20 protein-coding genes are annotated in these 21,158 nt (G+C 73.8%); 14 read left to right on the forward strand and 6 right to left on the reverse strand.

What is annotated here, in order from left to right:
- Positions 1 to 110 precede the first annotated feature (110 nt).
- From AB0J57_RS07530 to AB0J57_RS07560, 7 genes are all read left to right on the forward strand, one after another.
- On the forward strand, positions 111 to 647 hold the full coding sequence (locus AB0J57_RS07530; protein WP_366127061.1) for a SigE family RNA polymerase sigma factor: 537 nt from the start codon (positions 111 to 113) through the stop codon (positions 645 to 647).
- Positions 635 to 1,306 carry a hypothetical protein gene (locus AB0J57_RS07535; protein ID WP_366127062.1) on the forward strand — a complete coding sequence of 224 codons (672 nt, stop codon included), beginning with the start codon at positions 635 to 637 and terminating at the stop codon, positions 1,304 to 1,306. The genes AB0J57_RS07530 and AB0J57_RS07535 overlap by 13 nt, the downstream gene beginning before the upstream one ends.
- Positions 1,307 to 1,412: 106 nt before the next feature.
- Entirely contained in the window at positions 1,413 to 2,267 is an 855-nt protein-coding gene (locus AB0J57_RS07540; RefSeq protein ID WP_366127063.1) for a pectate lyase, read from the forward strand.
- A gap of 65 nt (positions 2,268 to 2,332) precedes the next feature.
- Positions 2,333 to 3,244 carry an arginase family protein gene (locus AB0J57_RS07545; RefSeq protein WP_366127064.1) on the forward strand — a complete coding sequence of 304 codons (912 nt, stop codon included), beginning with the start codon at positions 2,333 to 2,335 and terminating at the stop codon, positions 3,242 to 3,244.
- Positions 3,245 to 3,390: 146 nt separating this feature from the next.
- Positions 3,391 to 4,566: a serine hydrolase domain-containing protein gene (locus AB0J57_RS07550; RefSeq protein WP_366127065.1), complete on the forward strand. Its 1,176-nt coding sequence runs from the start codon at positions 3,391 to 3,393 to the stop codon at positions 4,564 to 4,566.
- Positions 4,567 to 4,618: 52 nt separating this feature from the next.
- Entirely contained in the window at positions 4,619 to 7,936 is a 3,318-nt protein-coding gene (locus AB0J57_RS07555) for a BTAD domain-containing putative transcriptional regulator (protein ID WP_366127066.1), read from the forward strand.
- A gap of 148 nt (positions 7,937 to 8,084) precedes the next feature.
- Positions 8,085 to 8,285 (forward strand): hypothetical protein, encoded by a 201-nt coding sequence (locus AB0J57_RS07560; protein WP_189551108.1) that lies wholly within the window; start codon positions 8,085 to 8,087, stop codon positions 8,283 to 8,285.
- Between the two features lie 143 nt (positions 8,286 to 8,428).
- Here AB0J57_RS07560 and AB0J57_RS07565 read toward each other — a convergent pair whose 3' ends face one another.
- Both AB0J57_RS07565 and AB0J57_RS07570 read right to left on the reverse strand, forming a co-directional pair.
- Positions 8,429 to 9,499 (reverse strand): iron-containing redox enzyme family protein, encoded by a 1,071-nt coding sequence (locus AB0J57_RS07565; protein WP_366127067.1) that lies wholly within the window; start codon positions 9,497 to 9,499, stop codon positions 8,429 to 8,431.
- A complete protein-coding gene (locus AB0J57_RS07570; RefSeq protein WP_366127068.1) occupies positions 9,496 to 11,073 on the reverse strand; it encodes an FAD-dependent oxidoreductase in 1,578 nt (525 codons plus the stop codon). Before AB0J57_RS07570 ends, AB0J57_RS07565 begins: the two co-directional genes overlap by 4 nt.
- A 64-nt stretch (positions 11,074 to 11,137) precedes the next feature.
- Between AB0J57_RS07570 and AB0J57_RS07575 the strand changes: the two genes are divergently transcribed.
- The 4 genes from AB0J57_RS07575 to AB0J57_RS07590 are packed head-to-tail and all read left to right on the forward strand — an operon-like array spanning position 11,138 to position 12,740.
- The gene (locus AB0J57_RS07575; RefSeq protein ID WP_366127069.1) at positions 11,138 to 11,794 is read left to right on the forward strand and encodes a HemK2/MTQ2 family protein methyltransferase; all 657 of its coding nucleotides are present in this window, start codon (positions 11,138 to 11,140) and stop codon (positions 11,792 to 11,794) included.
- Positions 11,778 to 12,035: a CDGSH iron-sulfur domain-containing protein gene (locus AB0J57_RS07580; protein ID WP_366127070.1), complete on the forward strand. Its 258-nt coding sequence runs from the start codon at positions 11,778 to 11,780 to the stop codon at positions 12,033 to 12,035. The genes AB0J57_RS07575 and AB0J57_RS07580 overlap by 17 nt, the downstream gene beginning before the upstream one ends.
- Before the next feature lie 28 nt (positions 12,036 to 12,063).
- Positions 12,064 to 12,309 carry a DUF6480 family protein gene (locus AB0J57_RS07585; RefSeq protein WP_366127071.1) on the forward strand — a complete coding sequence of 82 codons (246 nt, stop codon included), beginning with the start codon at positions 12,064 to 12,066 and terminating at the stop codon, positions 12,307 to 12,309.
- A gap of 14 nt (positions 12,310 to 12,323) precedes the next feature.
- Positions 12,324 to 12,740 carry a CBS domain-containing protein gene (locus tag AB0J57_RS07590; protein ID WP_366127072.1) on the forward strand — a complete coding sequence of 139 codons (417 nt, stop codon included), beginning with the start codon at positions 12,324 to 12,326 and terminating at the stop codon, positions 12,738 to 12,740.
- A gap of 183 nt (positions 12,741 to 12,923) precedes the next feature.
- Here AB0J57_RS07590 and AB0J57_RS07595 read toward each other — a convergent pair whose 3' ends face one another.
- Positions 12,924 to 13,115, reverse strand: coding sequence for a hypothetical protein (locus AB0J57_RS07595; protein ID WP_366127073.1), 192 nt, complete (start codon positions 13,113 to 13,115; stop codon positions 12,924 to 12,926).
- Positions 13,116 to 13,255: 140 nt separating this feature from the next.
- On the opposite strand from AB0J57_RS07595, the gene AB0J57_RS07600 reads away from it, so the two are divergent.
- The 3 genes from AB0J57_RS07600 (at position 13,256) to AB0J57_RS07610 (ending at position 18,455) form a co-directional block, all read left to right on the forward strand.
- Positions 13,256 to 14,434, forward strand: coding sequence for an acyl-CoA dehydrogenase family protein (locus AB0J57_RS07600; RefSeq protein WP_366127074.1), 1,179 nt, complete (start codon positions 13,256 to 13,258; stop codon positions 14,432 to 14,434).
- Between the two features lie 224 nt (positions 14,435 to 14,658).
- Positions 14,659 to 16,905 (forward strand): serine/threonine-protein kinase, encoded by a 2,247-nt coding sequence (locus tag AB0J57_RS07605; protein WP_366127075.1) that lies wholly within the window; start codon positions 14,659 to 14,661, stop codon positions 16,903 to 16,905.
- On the forward strand, positions 16,902 to 18,455 hold the full coding sequence (locus AB0J57_RS07610; RefSeq protein ID WP_366127076.1) for an NAD(P)/FAD-dependent oxidoreductase: 1,554 nt from the start codon (positions 16,902 to 16,904) through the stop codon (positions 18,453 to 18,455). Before AB0J57_RS07605 ends, AB0J57_RS07610 begins: the two co-directional genes overlap by 4 nt.
- A 72-nt stretch (positions 18,456 to 18,527) precedes the next feature.
- On the opposite strand, the gene AB0J57_RS07615 is transcribed toward AB0J57_RS07610, so the two are convergent.
- The 3 genes from AB0J57_RS07615 to AB0J57_RS07625 all read right to left on the reverse strand — a co-directional run bounded on the left by AB0J57_RS07615 (position 18,528) and on the right by AB0J57_RS07625 (position 20,974).
- The gene (locus AB0J57_RS07615; RefSeq protein WP_366127077.1) at positions 18,528 to 18,701 is read right to left on the reverse strand and encodes a hypothetical protein; all 174 of its coding nucleotides are present in this window, start codon (positions 18,699 to 18,701) and stop codon (positions 18,528 to 18,530) included.
- Positions 18,702 to 18,887: 186 nt separating this feature from the next.
- Positions 18,888 to 19,082 (reverse strand): antitoxin, encoded by a 195-nt coding sequence (locus tag AB0J57_RS07620; RefSeq protein WP_366127078.1) that lies wholly within the window; start codon positions 19,080 to 19,082, stop codon positions 18,888 to 18,890.
- Between the two features lie 86 nt (positions 19,083 to 19,168).
- Complete coding sequence (locus AB0J57_RS07625) at positions 19,169 to 20,974, reverse strand: serine hydrolase (RefSeq protein WP_366127079.1); 1,806 nt, start codon at positions 20,972 to 20,974, stop codon at positions 19,169 to 19,171.
- Positions 20,975 to 21,158: the final 184 nt, after the last annotated feature.

Below are 21,158 nucleotides of genomic sequence, written 5' to 3' on the forward strand. Positions count from 1 at the left end.
ACGGTGGCAAGCGCTTGCTACGATCGCGCCCTCGCCTCGGCCTCGGGGGGCCCGGCCGAGCACACCACACCACCGACGCAGGGCGCGACGACGCGCAGGGAGAGGCCGCCGTGGGGACACCCTCCGACGACGACGCCACGGAGTTCCACGACTTCTTCGAGCGTCACTACGCCGAACTGGCCCGCCTCGCCCACCTGCTGACCGGTGAGGCCGACGCCGCCGACGACCTCGCCGCCGACGCCCTGCTCGCCCTCTGGCACCGCTGGGACCGCGTCCGCGCCGCCGAACACCCCGCCGCCTACGCCCGGGGCGTCGTCGCCAACCTCGCTCGCAGCCGCGTCCGCAGCGCCGTACGCGAACGCCGCCGCATCGCCCTGTTCTGGTCCCAGCACCCCCCGCACACCGACGGCCCGGACATACCGTCCGTCGTGGACGTCCAGGGCGCCCTGCGCACCCTGCCGTTCCGCAAGCGCGCCTGCGTCGTGCTGCGCCACGCCTTCGACCTGTCCGAACGGGACACCGCCCTCTCCCTGGGGATCTCGGTCGGTACGGTGAAGAGCCAGACGTCCAAGGGCATGGCCCAGCTCGAACGGCTCCTCGGCAACCGGGCTGCGACGCACCTCGTGGGGGAGACATGGACGAGCTGAAGCGCCAACTGCGGGAAGCGGCCGGGGCGCATCACCCGGACCGCGCCCGCATCCACGCGCGCGTGGAGCGCGGCATGGCGGCCACCCGGGCCACCCGGGGCGGCGCCCGCCACCGGCCGTCGGCGCGCACGTCCTCGGCTGCGCGCCCGTCCTGGGCCAGGGTCGCGGGTGCCACCGCCGCCGTCGCGGCCGTGCTGGCCGCCGGGGGCCACACGGCGGCCACCGTCCTGGGAAGCGACCGGCCGGACCGGAGCGTCACCGCACAGCCCGCCGCCCCCCTCCGTGCCGACGGGACCGTCGACCCGCACAGCAACCGCTTCTGGGCCCAGAGCAACCTCACCCTGACAGCTCCCCGGCCCCTGACCACCCTCACCGTCGACCTACGGGTCGCCCAGACCGGCGGCGTCGCGAGCACCGGCCACTGGCGCACCCTGCCCGCCGACGACTTCACCGTCTCCGTACGCGAGGACGAGGCCGGCGCCCTCCACTACACCTGGACGCTGAAACCCGGCCGCACCGCACCGGCGGGCCGCCACGTCTTCGCGGGCCAGTACAACCACGCCGAGGGCGCCCGCGCCGCCGACCGGGACCGCTACACCGTCACCGCCACCGACAGCGGAGGCGAACGGACCTCGCTGCGCGGCGACTTCGCGCGGTGACCGCGCCGTCCGCGCCCAGGAACTCACCGGCCGGCGGCAACCCTTCCGGTGGTGGCGGCGACCAGCAGGTGCAAGGTCTCACCCCCACACGAAGGAAACGGGACACATGAGTCAACGAGCCGCCGCACGGCCCGCACGTCCTGGACGGGCCCACCGCTCCACCCGGCGTACCGGCCGCCGCGCCATCGCCGCGCTCACCGGCGCGGTCGCCCTGACCGGAGCCGCCATAACCGCCGGCGTCACCCTCACCACCGCCGGTGCCGCGGCCGCCTGGCCGGCCCCCAACGGCAGCAAGCCCGTCCCGGCGACCATCTCGGTCCCCGCCGGCAGCCCGTACGACGGTGGCATGAAGCGGCACTACGGCACCGGAGACCTGGGCGACGGCGGACAGGACGAGGGCCAGGCCCCGCTGTTCAAGCTCGCGGACGGCGCCGTCCTGAAGAACGTCGTCCTCGGCTCCCCGGCCGCCGACGGCGTCCACTGCATGGGTAGCTGCACCCTTCAGAACGTCTGGTGGGAGGACGTCGGCGAGGACGCCGCCACCTTCAGGTCCAAGTCGGCCGGCGCCACGTACACGGTCACCGGCGGCGGCGCGAAGAAGGCCTCCGACAAGGTCTTCCAGTTCAATGGCGCGGGCAAGCTCACCATCACCGGATTCCAGGTCTCCGACTTCGGCAAGCTGGTCCGTTCCTGCGGCAACTGCTCCACCCAGTACAAGCGCACCATCGTCGTCGACAACGTCGACGTGACCGCGCCGGGCGGCAGCATCGCCGGCATCAACACCAACTACGGCGACACCGCAACCCTCCGCAACATCCGCATCCACGGCGACAGCAGCAAGAAGATCAAGCCGTGCGTGCGCTTCACCGGCAACAACACCGGCGCCGAGCCGGTCCAGACGGGCAGCGGCCCCGACGGTACGTACTGCCGGTACACGGCGTCGGACATCACCTACAAGTGACGGCGCGCCCCTGCCGGCCGGTGCCGCCCGTGCCGGCAGGGGCTCCGACGGTAATGTCCCGGTCCATGGCGGATTCGGACGTACGGCAACTGGTGATCATCGAGGCGCCTTCGGTGCTGGGGCTGCGGCCCTCCGGCGTCCAGGACCTGCCGACGGCGCTTCTCGGCGCCGGTCTCGCCGACCGCGTCGGGGCGGTACGGGCAGGCCGCGTCGAACCGCCCCCGTACGACCCGAGGCGCGACGACGACACCGGGGTACTCAACCCGGACGGCATCGCGCGGTACTCCGCCGACCTGGCCGACGCGGTCGGCGACGTCCTCGACTCCGGCGGCTTCCCCGTCGTGCTCGGCGGCGACTGCACCGTCCTGCTCGGCAACCTCCTCGCGCTGCGCCGCCGCGGCCGGCCGGGACTGCTCTTCCTGGACGGTCACACCGACTTCTACCAGCCGGCGGCGGAACCGGCCGGCGAGGCGGCGTCGATGGAACTCGCCCTCGCCACCGGCCGGGGGCCACGGCCCCTCACCGACCTCGAAGGCCGTGGGCCGCTGCTGCGGGACGAGGACGTCGTCGCCCTCGGCTTCCGGGACGCGGAGGAATCCGCCGCGGCCGGGATGCACCCCCTCCCGCCAGGGCTGCACGCCATCGACCTCGACGGCGTACGGGCGATGGGCGCCGCCGCGGCGGCACGCCGGGCGGTCGGCCGGCTCGCCGGAGGCGGCAACGACGGCTACTGGGTCCACCTCGACGCCGACGTACTGGACGACGCGGTCATGCCCGCCGTCGACTACCGGCTGCCCGGCGGGCTGAGCTGGGCGGAACTCGAAACCGTGCTGCGGACGGCACTCGCCGACGAACGTGCCCGGGGACTCGACGTCACCATCTTCAACCCCCGCCTCGATCCCGACGGCCGCATCGCCGCCCGCCTGACCGAGTGCCTGGCCCGGGGACTGGCGGCGCGCGCCGCCGCGGACACTTGAGCCGCAGACACTTGACTGGTGGTCAGCGGGGTGGGCAGCGGGTGGGCCGCGGTGGGGGCAGCACCACCGGAGGGGCGGTGGCGCGCACCATGGTCCCGGGGCGGTGGCGTTCGTAGTGTGTGATCACCTGACTGGAGGGACCACACATGTTCGATGCCCTGTCCCCGCTCGTCCGCAAAGTCGCCCTGGTGGTCGCGACGTCCGCCCTCGCGTTATCCACGGCGGTCACCCCGGCATCCGGTGCGCCCGGGTATGGGCGGGCGGAGCTGCAACGGGACCTGGACGCCATCCGGGAGACCGGAGTGGTCGGTGTTCAGGCCCAGGTCACCACCGACCGCCGGCGGATCCACGCCCGCAGCGGAACAGCCGTGCTCGGCACCCCGCGCCCGGTGCCGTACGGGGGCCACTTCCGGATCGGCAGCAACACGAAGACGTTCATCGCCACGGTCATCCTCCAACTGACGGCCGAGAAGCGGCTGTCGCTGGAGGACCCGGTGGACCGGTGGCTACCGGGAGTGGTGCGCGGCAACGGAAACGACGGACGGAGGATCACCGTACGGCAGTTGCTCCAGCACACCAGCGGCCTGCCCAACTACACCGACGGCATGGCGAAGGACTTCCTGGACGAGCGGGCGTTTCTCCAGCAGCGGCACAGGACGTACACGCCGGCCGGCCTCGTCGCCCTGGCCCTGCGTCACGAGCCGCTCTTCCCGCCCGGCAGCGGGCACTCCTACTCCAACACCAACTTCCTGCTCGCCGGCATGATCGTGGAGAGGGTCACCGGGGAGTCCTGGCGCAGCCAGGTCCATCGCCGGATCATCGCACCCCTGGGCATGCGCCACACCTCCACCCCGGGCCTCGCCGCCTCGCTGCCATCACCCCATGCCGAGGGGTACACGCGCGAAAAGGCCACCGGCAGGCTGTTCAACAGCACGGAACACTACCCCAGTTGGGCCGAGTCGGCCGGCGAGATGATATCGACCACGGAAGACCTCACCACCTTCTGGCGGGCCCTGCTCGGCCACCGTCTCCTCCCGCCCGCCCAGCTCAGGACCATGCTGACCACGGTCCCGGCGGACCGGCCGGGGGAGGAGGCAGGGCTCGGTATCTTCCGGCACCGCCTCAGTTGCGGCGGCTGGTACTACGCGCACTCCGGCGGAACACCCGGGTACATCACCAACAACGGTGTCACCGCCGACGGCAGGGTCAGTGTGGTGATCTCGTCGAGCACGCTCACGGAACACCAGGATGCCCGGGCCGAGGCGGCGGTCGACCACGCGCTGTGCGCCCTGCGCGGCGGCGCCGACCGTGCGGGAGGGTGACAATGAGCCGGTGACAGAGGGTTCCGGGAGAGTCGGTTCGGCAGGCGGTTGGATGACGGAAGGGCCGGAGGCGGAGGGTTCGGCGGCGGACAGCCTGGCGGTGGAGGGTTCGGCGGTGGGGGGTTCGGTGACGTCCCGCTACCGCGTGCTCGGGCCGACGCGGGTGCTGCGCCCCGACGGGACGGAGGTCCCGGTCGCCGGGGTGCGGTTGCGGGCGCTGCTCACCGCGCTCGCGGCGGCCGGCGGGCGGGCCGTGCCGGTGGGGCACCTGGCCGCGCAGGTGTGGACCGTCACCGCGCCCGCCGACGAGACGGCCGCGTTGCAGGCCCTCGTCGGGCGGCTGCGCCGGGCGCTGGGGCCCGGCGCCGTCGTCTCCGTACCGGGCGGGTACCGGCTGGACGTCCGGCCCGAGGACGTCGACCTGTTCCGCTTCGAGCGGCTCGCCGCCGACGGTGCCGCCGCGCTCCGTGACGGCGACCCCGCGGCCGCCGTGCGGCTGCTGGACGAGGCGCTGGGCCTGTGGCGCGGCCCCGCCCTGGGCGGCCTGCCCGGCCGGGACGGCGACCCCCTCGCCGTACGGGCCGAGCGCCGCCGCACCGAGGCGCGCCGGGACCGGCTCGCCGCCGAGGTCGCGCTCGGCCGCGCCGAGAACGCCCTGCCGGGCCTCGCCGAACTGGCCGCCGAGCAGCCGCTCGACGAGTCGCTGGCCGCGCTGCGCCTCCGGGCGCTGCGGTCGGCCGGCCGCCCCGCCGAGGCACTGGCCGCGTACGAGGAGGTGCGGACCCGCCTCGCCACCCGGCTCGGCACCGACCCCGGGCCGGAGCTCAAGGCGCTGCACGCCGAACTGCTCGCGCCGGACGCGGCACCGGAACGCCCCCGCGCCGCCCGCCCCACGCCCGGCAATCTCCGGGCCCAGCTCACCTCCTTCGTCGGGCGCGCCGACGACCTGGCCGCCCTCACGGCGGCGGTCCGCGAACGGCGGCTGGTCACCCTGCTCGGGCCCGGGGGCGTGGGCAAGACCCGCCTGGCGCTGGAGGCGGCCGAGGCCGTGGCGGACGCCTGGCCCGACGGCACCTGGGTAGCCGAACTCGGCCCCGTACGCGACGAGGCCGGCGTCCCCGAGGCCGTGCTGAACGCCCTCCGGGCCCGCGAACCGCTGCGCTGGGGCGCCGAGAACCCGGCCCGTGACCCGGTCGGCCACCTCGTGGACCACTGCGCCCGGCGCCGCCTCCTGATCGTCCTCGACAACTGCGAGCACCTCGTCGGCGCGGCGGCCGCCCTCGCCGACACGCTGCTCACCGACTGCCCCGGCGTCACCGTCCTCGCCACCAGCCGCGAACCGCTCGGCGTCCCCGGCGAAGCCGTACATCCCGTCGAACCCCTGCCCCGGGACGCGGCGCTCCAATTGCTCGCCGACCGGGGCGCGTCCGCCCGCCCCGGCTTCCGCACCGACGACGACCCGGAGGCGTGCGCCGAGATCTGCCGCCGCCTCGACGGGCTGCCGCTCGCCATCGAACTGGCCGCCGCCCGGCTGCGCGCCCTGACCCCCCGCCAGATCGCCGGCCGGCTCGACGACCGCTTCCGCCTCCTCGACCGGGGCAGCCGCACCGCACCGCCCCGCCGGCAGACCCTCCGCGCGGTCGTCGACTGGTCCTGGGACCTGCTCGACGAGACCGAGCGCGCGGTCCTCAGGAAGCTGTCGGTCTTCTCCGGCGGCTGCTCCCTTGCGCAGGCCGAGGAGGTCTGCGCCGAACCGGACACGCTCGGACGCCTCACCTCGCTGGTCGACAAGTCGCTCGTCGTCGCCGCCCCCTCGCAGGCGGGGGACGTGATGCGTTACCGGCTCCTGGAGACCGTCGCCGACTACGCTGCCGAGCGGCTCGCCGAGGCGGGGGAGCGCGAGCGCACGGCCCGCCGCCACCTGGCCGCCGTCCGCGAACTCGTCCGCACCGCCGACCAGGAACTGCGCGGCCCGCGCCAGACCGCCTGGCTGGAGACGCTCGACACCGAGCACGACAACATCCGCGCCGCCCTGCGCACCGCCGTCGACCTGGGGGAGGAGCAGGAAGGACTGTGCCTGGCCCTGTCCATGAGCTGGTTCTGGCAGTTGCGCGGCCACCTCGGCGACGCCCGCACCTGGCCGTCGGCCGTCGCCGCACTCGGCCCCGACCCGTTCGTACCGCCGGAGGGCCACGCCGTGCGCCCCGCCGTGCCGCTGCCCGGACGGTGCACCGACACGCCGCCGCCGTGGCCCGAGGAACGGGTGTGGGAGGCCCGGCGCGGCGTACGGCTGATGATGCTGGCGGCCGACGGCAGCCAGGGCGCCGCCCGCCCGTATCTGGAGGCGGTCGCCGACGCCTACCGCCCCGGTATGCCGCAGAACGGCCGCCAGCCGGGCGCCATGTGGTTCTTCGTCCGGCTGATGCTCGGCGAGTTCGACGGCCTCGGCCGGACGATGGACGCGTACGTGACGTGCTCCCGGGAGTACGGCGACGACGCGGACCTCGGGTTCGCCCTGCTGATGCGGGCCAGGCTGGTGCCGGACGCCGAAGGCGACGCCACCGAAGCGCTGGAACGGTTCGAGAAGGCCGGCGATTCGTGGGGCGTCGCCGAGGCGCTGTCGGCCAGGGGCGAGGCGCACGACCGGGCGGGCGGGTACGCCGAGGCCGCCCGGGACTTCGAGCGGGCCATGGAGGGCGCCGAACGGATCGGGGCGCGCGGCCAGGCCGCGGTCTTCCGGGCCCGGCTGGCGTCCGTCCGGCTGCGCATCGCGCCCGGCCCGGCCGAGCGCGACCGGGCCGAGCGCCTGCTGCTGGAGGCGGCCGAGGACGCGGCGCGCTTCGGCGTGGAGGCGGTCAGCACCGCCCGGCTGCTGCTCACCCAGCACTACGGCCGGACCGGGCGCGTCGACCTCGCCCGGCGCCAACTGGAGACCGCCCGGGAGGAGTTGACGCCCGGTACGGCCGAGATGTTCACCGGGATGCTCCTCGGCCTGCACGGCTGGCTGGACTGCCTCGACGGCGACCACGCGCGCGCCCGGGAACGCCTGGCGGCGGCCGTCCGCAGCATGGAGAGCCTGGCGTACCTGGTCGCCCCGCACCTGGTCCTCACCCAGTTCCCCACCGCCGCCTGGGCCATGGCCCACCAGGGCGACCCACGCGACGGGGCACGGCTGCTCGGCGCGTACGACCGCCACGCCGATGGCCCTGCCGGTACGGGCTTCCGCCAGTTGTCCGCCGACGCGGAGGCCGAGATCAGAACCCGCGCCGAGGCGGAACTGCGCGCGGTCCTGGACGACCGGGCCTACACCCGCGCCCACGCCGAGGGCAGCGACCTCCCGCTCCGGGCCGCCGCCGCGCTCGTACGCTGACGCCTTTCGCGCGCCTCGCCGAGTGTGACCGCTTGTATGCACAGGGTGACAGGTCGCCGTGCCCACACCGCACACACCCGAATGGTGTAGGGGATGCGATCCGGGTACCCGGCGACGACAATGACTTCAGGACAAGCAAGGAGGCGGCATGAACGCTGAGCCCGATTCGACCTCCAAGCGAGAGGGCGTCACGCCCGACAGGCTTCTGCACAGCGGCGCCGAAGGCGAATTCAACGCGGAAGACCTGGTGCTCGCTTCAGGACGTGACGTCAACCCCAAGAACCTGGCCTGGGCCGAACGCAGGCTGGCCGAGAAGGGCAAGGCCGCCCTCGACGAACTCCTCCCCTGACCCACCCACCGCCCGGGCCACGCGACCACCACCGCGCCGCGTGGCCCTCGCGCCTGCCGCCGTAAGCCCACCGCCGCGCCCGCCGCACGCGACGCGCCACAAAGGCCCCACTGGCCAAGCGGTGGCCCCACTGGCCCCAACCGTCACATGCGCGCCGCCACCGCCGGCAGCGGGCCGCGCAGCGACGAGCGGCCGTGGTCCCAGGCCGTGAGCACCCGGTTCTCCCAGAGCTCGTCCAGCCAGACCGTGGCCCGGATGCCGAACGCCACGTCGGCGGCCAGGTCAGGCTCCCGGTCCAGCAGGTCGCCCAGGACGTCGCGGCGCATCACCTGCTCGTGGACCGCGTCCGCCTCGATGTGCTCCGTGAAGAACCGGACGCACCGCTCCTCGGCCCCCAGCCGCTCCAGCGCCTTCGCCATCCGCCGGGCACCCGGCGGCGAGGTGATCTCCAGCACCGCGAAGTTCCCCGCCGCCGCGCCCCGCAGGGAGCGGTGCAGCCCGAACAGCGACATCACGTTCACCGTGGCCAGCGTGGTGGCCGGGGCGAGATCCAGATAGCGGCCGTACGAGGGGTTCAGCCCGGCTCCGTCCATGAGGTCCGCGAACAGCCGCGCGTGCACCCGTTCACCGCGCCCGGCCCCGAACTCGTCGTACGCCACCGCCACCAGTGACGCCTTCGCCTGCCCCTCCAGGCGCGGGATCAGCCACGCCTGCGGATCGGACTCCTTGAGCTGGTACAGCGAGCGGTGCACCAGGTACTCCCGCATCCGCTCCCAGGTGCCGTGCTCCATCAGCCGGTGCGACACCCCATGACCGTCGACGGGCTCGACGAGCAGCGGGGCGAGCGCCGCCGCGACGTCGTCGCCGCCGGGCACCGCCTCGCGCAGGGTGCCCAGGAACGCCTCCTCCATCGGGCGGCGCAGCCCCAGCAGACCGGCGTCCCACTCCCGCTCGGCGGCGACGCCCTCCAGGTCCCGGTAGTGGGGCTCGTACGACAGGTACAGCGCGAGCTGGAGGTCCTCGCCCAGCGGGTCGGCGCCGGCCACGGTGACCTCCGGCGCCGGCCCGCCCCGCAGCACGCGCAGCACCGCCGCCGACAGCGGGCCCCGTTCCTCCGGCAGGGGAGCCGGGCGCGGGGCATCCGGGCGCGGGGTTCCCGGGCGCCGGGAAGCCGGGCCCAGGGGAGCCGGGCGCGGGGCGGCGGCCGACGTCATTCGTACTCCTCCTCGTCCATGTGCTCCTCGTCCGCCTGCTCCACGTCCATCTGCTCCAGCGGTCGCAGCGCCGGACCCTGGACCACCTTGCCGTCCACGTCGAACCGCGAACCGTGGCACGGGCACTCCCACGCGCACTCCTCGTCGTTGAAGTGGACGATGCACCCCAGGTGCGTACAGCGCGCCGACACCGCGTGCAGCGACCCCGCCGCGTCCCGGTGCACCGCGAGCCGCCGCCCCCCGACCCGGACGACCGCTCCGCCGCCCCGGGGGATGTCGGCCGTCGAGTCGGCGTGCGCGCCCGGCAGCCGGTCGCCGATGAAGTGCTTGCCCACCTGCGCCTGGAGCCGCAGCATCGCGGGCGCCTCACGCACCGGATGCAGCCGCACCGGGTCGTACAGGCTCGTCCAGGCGGGCTCGCGGCCCCGGATGCGGGACGCGATCAGATCGCCCGCCATCACCCCGTTGCTCATGCCCCACCCGGCGAAACCGGTCGCCACGTACGCGTGCCGGGACCCGGCGTGCAGCCGCCCCACGTACGGCACCCGGTCGGTCGTGACGTTGTCCTGCGTCGCCCAGCGGTGGGTGAGCTCGACGCCCTCGAAGCGCTCCCGCGCCCAGGAGGAGAGCTTCTCGTAGTGCCTCCCGACCTCGCCCTCGTCGACCGTGCCGGGCGTGAACTTCTCGCCCGTGACGATGAGCATCCGCCGCCCGTCCTCGCCGTACGGCGCCGTCCGCACCGACCGCGTGTTGCCCTCCCACGTCAGGAACATCCCGCCCGGGTCCTGCCCGGCCGGGATCGGCCCGGCCACGACCAGTTCCCGCTTCGGTTCCAGCCGGGTGAACAGCAGCGCCCGGTCGAAGACGGGGTAGTGGGTGGCGATGACGACGTCACGCGCCTTGATCGTGTGCCCCGCGCTCGTGGTCAGCTCGCACGGCGAACCCTCCTGGAGACGCGTCACCCGCGTCCGCTCGAAGATCCGCCCGCCCAGCACCTCCAGGTCGGCCGCGAGCCCCAGCAGGTACTTGCGCGGATGGAACTGGGCCTGGTTCTCCACCTTGACCGCGCCCACCACCGGGAACGGCAGCGGCACGTCGGTCTCGTACGAGGCCTCCAGCCCCGCCGCCCGGGCCGCCTCCGCCTCCGCGCGCAGTTGGTCCTCCTTCGCCGGGTCCTCGGTGTACGTGTACGCGGGCAGCCGCTCCAGGTCGCAGTCGATGCCCAGCTCCTCGCTCACCTCCACCACATGATCGATGGCGATCTGCTGTGAATGGGCGTACAGCCGGGCGGCCCGGGCGCCGTGGATGCGGGCGATGTCCGCGTACACGAGGCCGTGCAACGCCGACAGCTTCGCCGTGGTGTGGCCGGTCACGCCCGACGCGACGCGGTCCGCCTCCAGCAGCACCACCGGATGCCCGGCGCGGGCCACCTCCCACGCCGTGCAGAGCCCGGCGATCCCGCCGCCCACCACGGCCACCTCGGTCTCCACCGGACCGTCCACGGCCGGCCGGGCGGGCCCCGGGGCGTACTCCATCCACAGAGAACCGGAACCGGAACCGGACTCAAGACTCATCGCTCACTCCTCACACACCGATCACCGGCGTTTCGCCGGGGAAAGTCCGAGGTACCCGCTGTCCATGCGTCTACTCAGACCGCGCGGCGTGTACGCGCCCCAGGAGGACACGGAACTGCTCGCCCAGGCCGCCCGCGATGAGCTGCGCACCCTCCGCTCCCAGCCCCGCGTCGAGGTGCTCGACGTGGGAACCGGGACCGGCGCGCTGGCGCTGTTGGCGGCGGAGTGCGGAGCGGCCCGGGTGACCGCCGTCGACATCTCCTGGCGCGCCGTGCTCGCCGCCCGGTACAACGCCTGGCGTCTCGGTCTGCCGGTCGTCGTCCGTCACGGCGACCTGACGGAGCCCGTCGAGGGCCGCCATTTCGACCTGATCCTGTCGAACCCGCCGTACGTGCTGTCCCCAGGACCCGCCCGCGGGGCGGAGCGGACCTGGAACGCGGGAGCGGACGGGCGGCAGGTCCTCGACCGGATCTGCGCGCGGGCGCCGGACCTGCTGCGGGACTCGGGGGTCCTGTTGCTGGTGCAGTCGGCGCTGTGCGGTGTGGACGCCACACTGGACACACTGCGGGACCGGGGCCTGTCGGCGCGCGTCGAGCTGCGCAGCACGATCCCCTTCGGGCCGGTGATGGCGCGGCACGCGAAGTGGCTGGAGGAGCGCGGGCTGATCGCGCCCGATGAGCGCAAGGAAGACCTGGTGGTGATCCGTGCGCAGCGAGTCTGAACGCACCGCCGAACGGGTGGTGATCGATCCGGAGGGGCCGCTGCTGCTGGAGGGGCCCGTCGAGATCCGGCTGCCGGACGGCACGACGGCGTACTCGGACCGCTTCATGGTCGCGGTGTGCACCTGCCGCCGCAGCCGCCGCTACCCGTGGTGCGACACCAGCCACCGGCGCCGCACCCGGGCGGACGGCCCACCGGACGGCCTGGCCGAGGACCGGGCCGAGGACCCGGCGGAGGATTGAAAGGCGCCTGCCTGCGCACTCGTACGGCATGACCCACCCGAACCCGAACCCCGACCCGGATCCTGATCCGGAGCGCACCCCGGGTCTCGAAGCCGGTGGCGGCGTCCCGCCGGGCGACACGCCGCCCGCGGAATCGAGCATGTCCGGGGCCGGGCCGAGGGAGACGCACAACCCGCCGACCGGCTGGGCGAAGGCACCGATGGTGCTGATCCTGCTGGTCGTCGCCCTCGTGGCGGCGCTGTTCGTCGCGATGGCCATCGTGATCGCACTCTGAAGGGAGCTCGAAGCATGACAACCGCACGTCAGCTCATGACCAAGGGCGTCGACTGCGTCGGCGAGAACGACACCGTCCTCCAGGCCGCCGAGATGATGAAGCAGCTCGGGGTCGGGGCGATGCCGATCTGCGGCTCCGACGACAAGCTCAAGGGCATGCTGACCGACCGCGACATCGTGGTGAAGGCGCTCGGCGCCGGCAAGGACCCGGCGACGACGACGGCGGGCGAGCTCGCGCAGGGCCAGGTCGTGTACGTGGACGCGGACGACGACGCGCAGATGGTGCTGCGCAAGATGTCGGAGCACAAGGTGCGCAGGCTTCCGGTGATCGACAACCACCGCCTGGTCGGCATGATCGCCCAGGCCGACGTCGCCCGTGCGCTCCCCGACCCCCAGGTCGGCGACCTCCTGGAAGCTCTCTCCACCGACTGACCTCCACCGACTGACCCTCCGCCACCGGAGCGCCTTCGCCCCGCCCCGCGCACCACGCGGGGCGGGGGCGGTGCGTGCCCGCCCCGCTCAGCCCAGCCCAGCCCAGCTCATGAGGCAGCCCCGCCACGGTGGCGGGGCTGGGGCTGTGCGCGCCGGTACGGCGCCTCCGCGCGCCGCCCGGGGTCACCTGCCGCGTTCGCCCTTCGGGCCGCGGCCGCGTTCGGTCTTGGGCCCCTTGGACCGGAGGCCCTCGTCCTCCTGGAGCGTCGCGTTGGCCTCCCTGTTCGCGTCCTGGTCGGACACGCCCCGGTTCTCCTCGTCCTTGCGGGTGCGGGCGCGCCGGACGTCGTACTTCTTGCTGCCTGGCTCGGGCATGTGCGATCACCTCCGGCGTGACCGGGTACCCACCGCGCCCACCGGGAACCGTGTCACGGGCCTTCCGGATTACTGGAACAGGTTCTACTCTGTGCCGCGCCGCAGGGACTGGCCGCGACACCGCGACGCCTGGAGGGGCCGTGCACCTCGAATACACACCGGAGCAGCACCGGCTGCGCGCCGAACTGCGCGCCTACTTCGCCGAGCTCGTACCCGAAGGCGCCCACCCGGGCGACGCCGATCCGACCGCCCGCAAGCGGTTCTACCGCGCCACCATCCGCCGCCTCGGCGCCGACCGCTGGCTGGGCGTGGGGTGGCCCGAGGAGTACGGCGGGCGCGGGCTGACGCCCATGGAACAGTTCATCTTCTTCGACGAGGCCGCCCAGGCGGGCGTACCGCTGCCGCTCATGGCCCTCAACACCGTCGGCCCCACGATCATGCGGTTCGGCACCGACGAGCAGAAGGCGTACTTCCTGCCCCGCATCCTCTCCGGCGAGATCGACTTCGCCATCGGCTACAGCGAACCGGACGCCGGCACCGACCTCGCCGCCCTGCGGACGAAGGCCGTCCGGGAGGGCGACGAATACGTCGTCAACGGCCAGAAGATCTGGACCACGAACGGGGACACCGCCGACTGGGTGTGGCTCGCCGTCCGCACGGACCCCGACGCCCCGCCCCACAAGGGCATCACCATGCTCCTGGTCCCGACCTCCGACCCCGGCTACTCCTGCACCCTCATCAACACGCTCGCCGGACACGACACCACGGCCGGCTACTACGAGAACGTCCGCGTCCCCGTCTCGAACCGGATCGGCGAGGAGAACAAGGGCTGGCGGCTGATCACCAACCAGCTCAACCACGAGCGCGTCACGCTCGCCGCGCACGGCACGATGGCCATCCGGGCCCTGCACGACGTGCAGCGCTGGGCCGCCGGGACCAAGCTCGCCGACGGCCGCCGCGTCATCGACCTCGGCTGGGTCAGGAAACGCCTCGCGCAGACGCACATGAAACTCGACGCGATGAAGCTGCTCAACTGGCAGATGGTCACCGCGCTCCAGCACGGCACCCTCACCCCCCAGGACGCCTCCGCCGTCAAGGTGTACGGCTCCGAGGCCCGCCGCGACGCCTACGCCTGGCTGATGGAGGTCGTCGGCTCGGCCGCCCCGCTCAAGGAGGGCTCGGCCGGCTCCGTCCTCCAGGGCGAACTGGAGCGCGGCTACCGCTCCGCCGTGATCTTCACCTTCGGCGGCGGCAACAACGAGATCCAGCGCGAGATCATCTCCTGGATCGGCCTCGGCATGCCCCGGGTACGGCGGTGAACCCACCGCTCCGCTGCCCCATCCGTATCCGCCCGTAACTACCGCCCCAGCGCTCATCGAAGCCGTTATCGGTCCGTCGCCCGACACCCGCCCGGCCCCGTACACACTCCGCAGAGGGGCAGCCATACTGGACGGGCCGGGGAGGGCGTAGCGGGGGCGACGGGCAGAGCGACGCGCACAGCGAGCGTGGAGCGACGGGGACTCGACGGGGGCGAGGGCACGCGATGGGGGAGACCAAGCTGCTCCAAGGCCGTTACCGGCTGGAGGAGTTGATCGGACGCGGCGGCATGGGCGAGGTGTGGCGCGCCACCGACGAGTCGCTCGGGCGCCGCGTGGCGGTCAAATGCCTCAAACCGCTCGGACCGCAGCAGGACCCGAACTTCGTCCGGGTGCTGCGCGAGCGCTTCCGCCGTGAGGCGCGCGTCGCGGCGGCGCTCCAGCACCGCGGCGTCACCGTCGTCCACGACTTCGGCGAGTCCGACGGCCTGCTCCACCTGGTCATGGAGTTCCTCGAAGGCCGCAACCTCAGCCAGCTCCTGGAGGACAACGAACAGCACCCGCTGCCCGTCCACGACGTCATCGACATCGCCGGACAGATCGCCGACGCGCTCGCCTACACCCACCGGCAGGGCATCGTCCACCGGGACCTCAAGCCCGCCAACATCATGCGGCTCGCCGACGGCACCGTGAAGATCTGCGACTTCGGCATCGCCCGCCTCGGCGCCGACATCGGGTTCACCTCCCGGCTCACCGGCACCGGCATCGCCATGGGAACCCCGCACTACATGTCGCCCGAGCAGATCAGCGGCGGCCACGTCGACCACCGCAGCGACCTGTACTCGCTGGGCTGCGTCCTGTACGAGATCGCCACCGGCGTCCCGCCCTTCGACCTGGACGACGCCTGGGGGATCCTCGTGGGCCACCGCGACACCCCGCCGGAGCCGCTGCGCAACCACCGGGCGGAGCTTCCCGAGTTCTTCGAGCGCCTCGTCCTCGACCTGCTCGCCAAGACCCCCGACGGCCGCCCCGACGACGCCGCCGACCTCGTCCGCCGCATCACGGCCGCCCGCCCCGCCCCGGCCACCGTGCTCCGCGCCCCTTACCCCCTCGCTCCCGCCTACCCGCGCGCCCAGCACCGCCTCCCGTCCTGGACCCGCGGCATGACCACCGGTCACAAAGCGGTCGGCACCACCCTGCTGCACGCCACCCCGCCGCCCGACCCGTCGGCCGGCCTCACCGGCGAGTGGACCACCTCCACCGACCCGCACGGCACCGCCGCGCCCCCGGCCGACGTGCCCGTCCACCTCTCCCACCTCGCCGGCCGGCACAGCACCGGCCTCCGCCTCGGCAGCCTGGGCCGCTGGGAGGAAGCGGGGGAGGTGCACCGCGCGGTCGCCGCCGAGCGGGAGCACACCCTGGGCGCCGACCACCCCGACACGCTCACCAGCCGGTACGAGGCCGGCTTCGCGCTCAGCAGGACCGGCCGCGACGCCGACGCGCTGCGCGAGTTCGGCCGCGCCGCCGAGGGCCGGGCCCGGGTGCTCGGCCCCGACCACCCCGACACCCTCACGGCCCGCCAGGAGATGGCGTTCGTCCTGGGCCGGCTCGGGCGCCACGTCGAGGCCCACCAGGTGTACACCTCCGTCCTGGAGGCCCGCAGCCGCACCCTGGGCGCCGACCACCCCGACACCCTGCGCTGCCGCCACAACCTGGCGTTCAACCTCGGCCGGCTCGGGCGCCTGGAGGAGGCCCACCGCATGGCGTGCGACGTGGCAGCCGCCCGCGCCCGGCTGCTGGGGCCCGACCACCCCGACACCCTGGTCACCCGGTACGAGGTGGCGTACGCGCTCGGCCGGCTCGGGCGGTGGACCGAGGCGCTGGGCACCTACCGGGACGTCGCCGCCGCGCGCGCCCACGTCCTCGGCCCGGACCACCCCGACACCCTCGCCGCCCGCTACGAGGTGGGGATAAGCCTCGGCAGACTCGGACGCGGCCCCGAGGCGCTGGAGCTGTTCCGTGACCTCGTCGGCGCCCGCACCCGGGCGCACGGGCCGGACGACCCCGAGACGCTGCGGGCCCGCCACGGCCTGGGCGTCAACCTCGGCCGGCTCGGCCGCTGGCAGGAGGCGCTCGCCGAGGCCCGCGAGGTGTGTGCGATCCGCGAGCGGGTGCTCGGCCCCGACCACCCCGACACGCTGGTCAGCCGCCGGGAGGTCGCCGTGGGGCTCGGCTGGCTCGGCCGCTGGGCGGAGGCGCTCTCCGGCTACCAGCGGGTCGCCGAGGCCCGGGACCGGGTGCTCGGCGCCACCCACCCGGACGCCCTGGCCAGCCGTGACGACGAGGCGCAGTGCCTCCAGCAGCTCGGCCGCCGGGCCGAGGCCGCCGAGCTGTACCGGCGGGTGGCCGAACTGCGCCGGCAGCGCGGCGGGCACTGGAAGACCCGTAGGGGCGCGTGTTACGAAGGGCCATGACCGCACCGCGCTCGTACGACGCCGTCATCATCGGCGGCGGCCACAACGGACTGGTCGCCGCCGCCTACCTCGCCCGCGCCGGGCGCTCCGTCCTCGTCCTGGAACGCCTGCCCGGCACCGGCGGGGCCGCCGTCTCCACCCGGCCGTTCCCCGGGGTGGACGCCCGGCTCTCGCGCTACTCCTACCTGGTGTCCCTGCTGCCGCCGAAGATCGTGCGCGACCTGGGCCTGCGGTTCGCCGTCGCCAGGCGCACCATCTCCTCGTACACCCCGGCCGAACGCGGCGGACGGGCCGCCGGCCTGCTGGTCGGCGGGGAGCGGACCCGGGAGTCGTTCGCCGCGCTCACCGGCTCGGACGCCGAGTACGCGGCCTGGCGGCGGTTCTACGCCAAGACCGGGCACGTCGCCGAACGCGTCTTCCCCACCCTCACCGAGCCGCTGCCGACCCGCGAAGCGCTGCGCGCCCGGATCGCGGACGACGAGGCGTGGCGGATGCTGTTCGAGGAGCCCGTCGGCGTCGCCATCGAGGAGTACTTCGCCGACGACCTCGTACGCGGCGTGGTGCTCACCGACGCGCTGATCGGCACGTTCGCCGACGCCCACGACCCGTCCCTGGTCCAGAACCGCTGCTTCCTCTACCACGTGATCGGTGGCGGGACGGGCGAGTGGAACGTGCCGGTCGGCGGCATGGGCGCCCTCACCGGCGCCCTCGCGGACGCCGCCCGCTCGGCCGGCGCCGAGATCCGCACCGGTCACGAGGCGACCCGGATCGGGACCGACGGCCACCACGCCGAGGTCGCCTTCCGCACGGCCGACGGGGAAGGCACCGTCGCCGCCCGGCACGTCCTGGTCGGGGCCTCGCCCCACACGCTGGCCGCCCTGCTGGGCGAGGACGCCCCGCCGCCCGCCGAGGGCGCCCAGCTCAAGGTCAACATGCTGCTGAAGCGGCTGCCCCGGCTGCGCGACCGGTCCGTCGACCCGCGCGACGCGTTCGCCGGGACGTTCCACGTGTCCGAGGGGTACGGGCAGCTCGCCGCCGCGTACCGGGAGGCGGCGGCCGGCCGGCTGCCGAGCGCCCCGCCGTCGGAGATCTACTGCCACTCCCTGAGCGACCCGTCGATCCTCGGCCCGGACCTCGCCGCCCGGGGGTACCAGACGCTGACGCTCTTCGGCCTGCACACCCCGGCGCGGCTCTTCGCCGCCGACAACGACACCGCCCGCGCCGCCCTCCTCAAGGCCACCCTCGCCGAACTGGACGCCCATCTGGACGAACCGCTCGCCGACTGCCTCGCCACCGACGCGGAGGGCCGCCCCTGCATCGAGGCCAAGACCCCGCTCGACCTGGAACGGGACCTGCGGCTGCCCGGCGGCCACATCTTCCACGGCGACCTGGCCTTCCCGTACGCCGCCGACGGCACCGACGGAACCGGCCGGTGGGGCGTGGAGACCGCGCACGCCAACGTGCTGCTCTGCGGGGCGGGCGCGGTGCGCGGCGGCGGCGTCAGCGGCATCCCGGGCCACAACGCGGCCATGGCCGTGCTGGGCCGCTGAGGCACGGCGGCCGGACGAGGGACGACACACGGATGGGCGCCACCAGGGCGCCCATCCGTGTACCGCTCGTGATCAGACGTCCCAGCAGGTGGCCTCGTGGTGCTTCACCTTGACGTCGCCTGCCTTCACGTGGCCGCCGGACCCCCAGCAGCCTTCAACGTCCTTGTCGTGGGCGGCGGCGGGGGCCGCAGCCATGAAGCCGACGGCCAGCAGGCCGGCCAGAACGAGCGAGATGCGCCGAAGCATGAGTTTCTCCTTCGAGTTGGGGACTCGACACGACTGTTAATCAGCCGCAGCTCCACCGCACGCCGAGTCGTGCGTGCGGGTGGTGGAGCACTCGAAGGAGCCGGGTGCCGCTGCCGGACGTCCGTGCGCGCCGCGTCCCCGGTGGCCGTGGGAGCACGGCCGCCAGGGACGGACGGGCCGGTCGCGTCAGGGCCGGGTCGGCGGTTCCTGGTCGCGGTCCGCGCCGAGCTGCTGCTTGAGATTCTCCTGGCCGGTGTCGACCTGACTGCTGTACTTGCCCTGGGTCCTTTCGTCGACGAAGTCACCGGCCTTGTCGACGCCTTGGCCGGCCTTGTCCTCGTGGCCCTTGAGCATCTGCTTGAGCTTGTCCATCACGGACATAGGGTCATCCTCTCCTCGCAGAGTGACCCCCCGCCCCTCAGTTTCGCTCGCCCGTACGAAGCCCGCATCCGCACCCCGCTGACCTGTCAGTTCGCCGAGGCGACCCACCCCTGCGCCTCGATACGGGACCCGTCCCCGGGGCGCGTCTCGTCGAACAGGGTCCGCGAGCCGTCCTGGACGCGGAGGGCGTCCACGTACGCCCCCCGCCCGACGTAGAGCCGGTCCGTCGCGTACCGCCAGCGAAGCCGCACCGGTGTGCCCCGCCACCCGGACAGGTCCGCCTCCAGCCGGTACCAGACCCGGCCCGACCAGCCGCTCACCGACCCGGTCGGGTGCGGCCGGGGCTCCTGCCCGTTCCCGTGCCCGTTCCGGTTCCCATTCCCGTTACGTACGGTCACGAACGGCACCGGGTGCCAGGTCGCGCCACCGTCGCCGGACGCCTCCAGGAACAGGGCGTCCGAGCCGGGCTCGGTGTCCCACCACACCGCGCAGCGCAGCCGGGGGCGCGGCGAGGCGGGCGTCAGCTCGGGCAGGGTGAGCGTCGCCGCCGTACTCGACGCCATGCCCGCGTACCAGGCGGTGCGGCCGCGGGCGGGGCGTACCGGAACGGCGCGTGCCAGGTTGTTCGCGGCGGCCACGCGCGGCGCGGAGCCGGAGCGCCAACCGCGCACCGGGTGGACCGAGTTGCCGAGGACGACCAGGAAGGAGTCGGTGGTCGGGTCGACGACCAGACTGGTGCCGGTGAAACCGGTGTGGCCCGCGGTGTACGGGGTGGCCATGGCGCCCATGTACCAGTGCTGGTAGAGCTCGAAGCCCAGGCCGTGCTCGTCGCCGGGGAAGGCGGTGTTGAAGTCGGTGAACATCAGCTCCACCGACTTCGGTTCCAGGATGCGGGCGTGCCCGTACACGCCGCCGTTCAGCAGCGTACGGGCCAGGACCGCCAAGTCCCACGCGCAGGAGAAGACGCCGGCGTGACCGGCCACACCGCCGAGGCCGTAGGCGTTCTCGTCGTGGACCTCGCCCCACACCATGCCGCGGTCGAGGCCCGACCAGGGCGCCCGGGCGTCCTCGGTGGCCGCGATCTTCGGTCTCCAGGACGCGGGCGGGTTGAACCGGGTGCGGTGCATCCCGAGCGGGCCGGTGATCTCGTTGCGGAGCAGGGCGTCCAGCGAGTGGCCGGTGATCTCCTCCAGGATCAGTTGCAGGGAGATCAGGTTGAGATCGGAGTAGAGGTACCGCGTACCCGGTGGGTGCGCCGGGACCTCCTGCCACAGCAGCCGCAGTTGCCCCTCCCGCGTCGGCTCCTTGTACAGCGGGATCCAGGCGCGGAACCCGGAGGTGTGGGTGAGGAGCTGACGCACCGTGATGTCCTGCTTGCCGCCGCCCCCGAACTCCGGCAGGTACGCCGTGACCCGCTCCTCCAGCTCCAGCGCCCCGCGCTCGATCTGCTGCACGGCCAGCACGGACGTGAACAGCTTCGAGACCGACGCCAGGTCGAACACCGTGTCCTCGGCCATGGCGATCCGCCGTTCCGGCGGCAACTCCACGCCCGTGTCGGTCTTCTCGTCGTACGCCGCGTAGCGCACCGCGTGCCCGATCGCCCGGTGCAGCGCGACCGTGCCGCCGCGCCCCGCCAGCAGCACCGCCCCCGCGTACCACGGGTGCTTGGGGGAGGGCTCCAGGAACCGCTCGGCGTCGGCGACCAGCCGGTCCAGGTGCTCGGGCAGCAGCCCGGCGCGCTCGGCGGAGCCCAGCCGCAGCGTCGGCCGGCCGCCCGGTGAACCACCGGAACCCGCCGCCGTCGCGGCCCCCGGAATCGTACCGATCACCAGCCCACCTCCCAGGGTCAGCACCCCGCCGCCGAACCGGCGACGGCTGATCCCCTCCGTCATCCCCACCACGATCCCCCTTGCCGAAAACGCCCGGAGAAGCCCGCTGAAAAAATCCTTCGCCACCACCCGCACCACGTGAAACTTTCTTACCGCCGACCCGGCTCCGTCAAGAACCGGCCATGCGGAAAGAATCTGACGCATCATCAGAAAATCTCTTCCCTCGCCCGCCCCGCTGCGGCATCCT

This window comes from Streptomyces sp. NPDC049837, assembly GCF_040674455.1.
In the GTDB taxonomy this organism is placed as follows: domain Bacteria; phylum Actinomycetota; class Actinomycetes; order Streptomycetales; family Streptomycetaceae; genus Streptomyces.

Excerpts from the sequence above, each read along its gene's own strand:
- AB0J57_RS07535 (WP_366127062.1), top strand. The coding sequence starts at position 635 with ATGGACGAGCTGAAGCGCCAACTGCGGGAAGCGGCCGGGGCGCATCAC.
- AB0J57_RS07540 (WP_366127063.1), top strand. The coding sequence starts at position 1,413 with ATGAGTCAACGAGCCGCCGCACGGCCCGCACGTCCTGGACGGGCCCAC.
- AB0J57_RS07545 (WP_366127064.1), top strand. The coding sequence starts at position 2,333 with ATGGCGGATTCGGACGTACGGCAACTGGTGATCATCGAGGCGCCTTCG.
- AB0J57_RS07550 (WP_366127065.1), top strand. The coding sequence starts at position 3,391 with ATGTTCGATGCCCTGTCCCCGCTCGTCCGCAAAGTCGCCCTGGTGGTC.
- AB0J57_RS07555 (WP_366127066.1), top strand. The coding sequence starts at position 4,619 with ATGACGGAAGGGCCGGAGGCGGAGGGTTCGGCGGCGGACAGCCTGGCG.
- AB0J57_RS07560 (WP_189551108.1), top strand. The coding sequence starts at position 8,085 with ATGAACGCTGAGCCCGATTCGACCTCCAAGCGAGAGGGCGTCACGCCC.
- AB0J57_RS07565 (WP_366127067.1), bottom strand. The coding sequence starts at position 9,499 with ATGACGTCGGCCGCCGCCCCGCGCCCGGCTCCCCTGGGCCCGGCTTCC.
- AB0J57_RS07570 (WP_366127068.1), bottom strand. The coding sequence starts at position 11,073 with ATGAGTCTTGAGTCCGGTTCCGGTTCCGGTTCTCTGTGGATGGAGTAC.
- AB0J57_RS07575 (WP_366127069.1), top strand. The coding sequence starts at position 11,138 with ATGCGTCTACTCAGACCGCGCGGCGTGTACGCGCCCCAGGAGGACACG.
- AB0J57_RS07585 (WP_366127071.1), top strand. The coding sequence starts at position 12,064 with ATGACCCACCCGAACCCGAACCCCGACCCGGATCCTGATCCGGAGCGC.
- AB0J57_RS07590 (WP_366127072.1), top strand. The coding sequence starts at position 12,324 with ATGACAACCGCACGTCAGCTCATGACCAAGGGCGTCGACTGCGTCGGC.
- AB0J57_RS07595 (WP_366127073.1), bottom strand. The coding sequence starts at position 13,115 with ATGCCCGAGCCAGGCAGCAAGAAGTACGACGTCCGGCGCGCCCGCACC.
- AB0J57_RS07605 (WP_366127075.1), top strand. The coding sequence starts at position 14,659 with ATGGGGGAGACCAAGCTGCTCCAAGGCCGTTACCGGCTGGAGGAGTTG.
- AB0J57_RS07610 (WP_366127076.1), top strand. The coding sequence starts at position 16,902 with ATGACCGCACCGCGCTCGTACGACGCCGTCATCATCGGCGGCGGCCAC.
- AB0J57_RS07615 (WP_366127077.1), bottom strand. The coding sequence starts at position 18,701 with ATGCTTCGGCGCATCTCGCTCGTTCTGGCCGGCCTGCTGGCCGTCGGC.
- AB0J57_RS07620 (WP_366127078.1), bottom strand. The coding sequence starts at position 19,082 with ATGTCCGTGATGGACAAGCTCAAGCAGATGCTCAAGGGCCACGAGGAC.
- AB0J57_RS07625 (WP_366127079.1), bottom strand. The coding sequence starts at position 20,974 with ATGACGGAGGGGATCAGCCGTCGCCGGTTCGGCGGCGGGGTGCTGACC.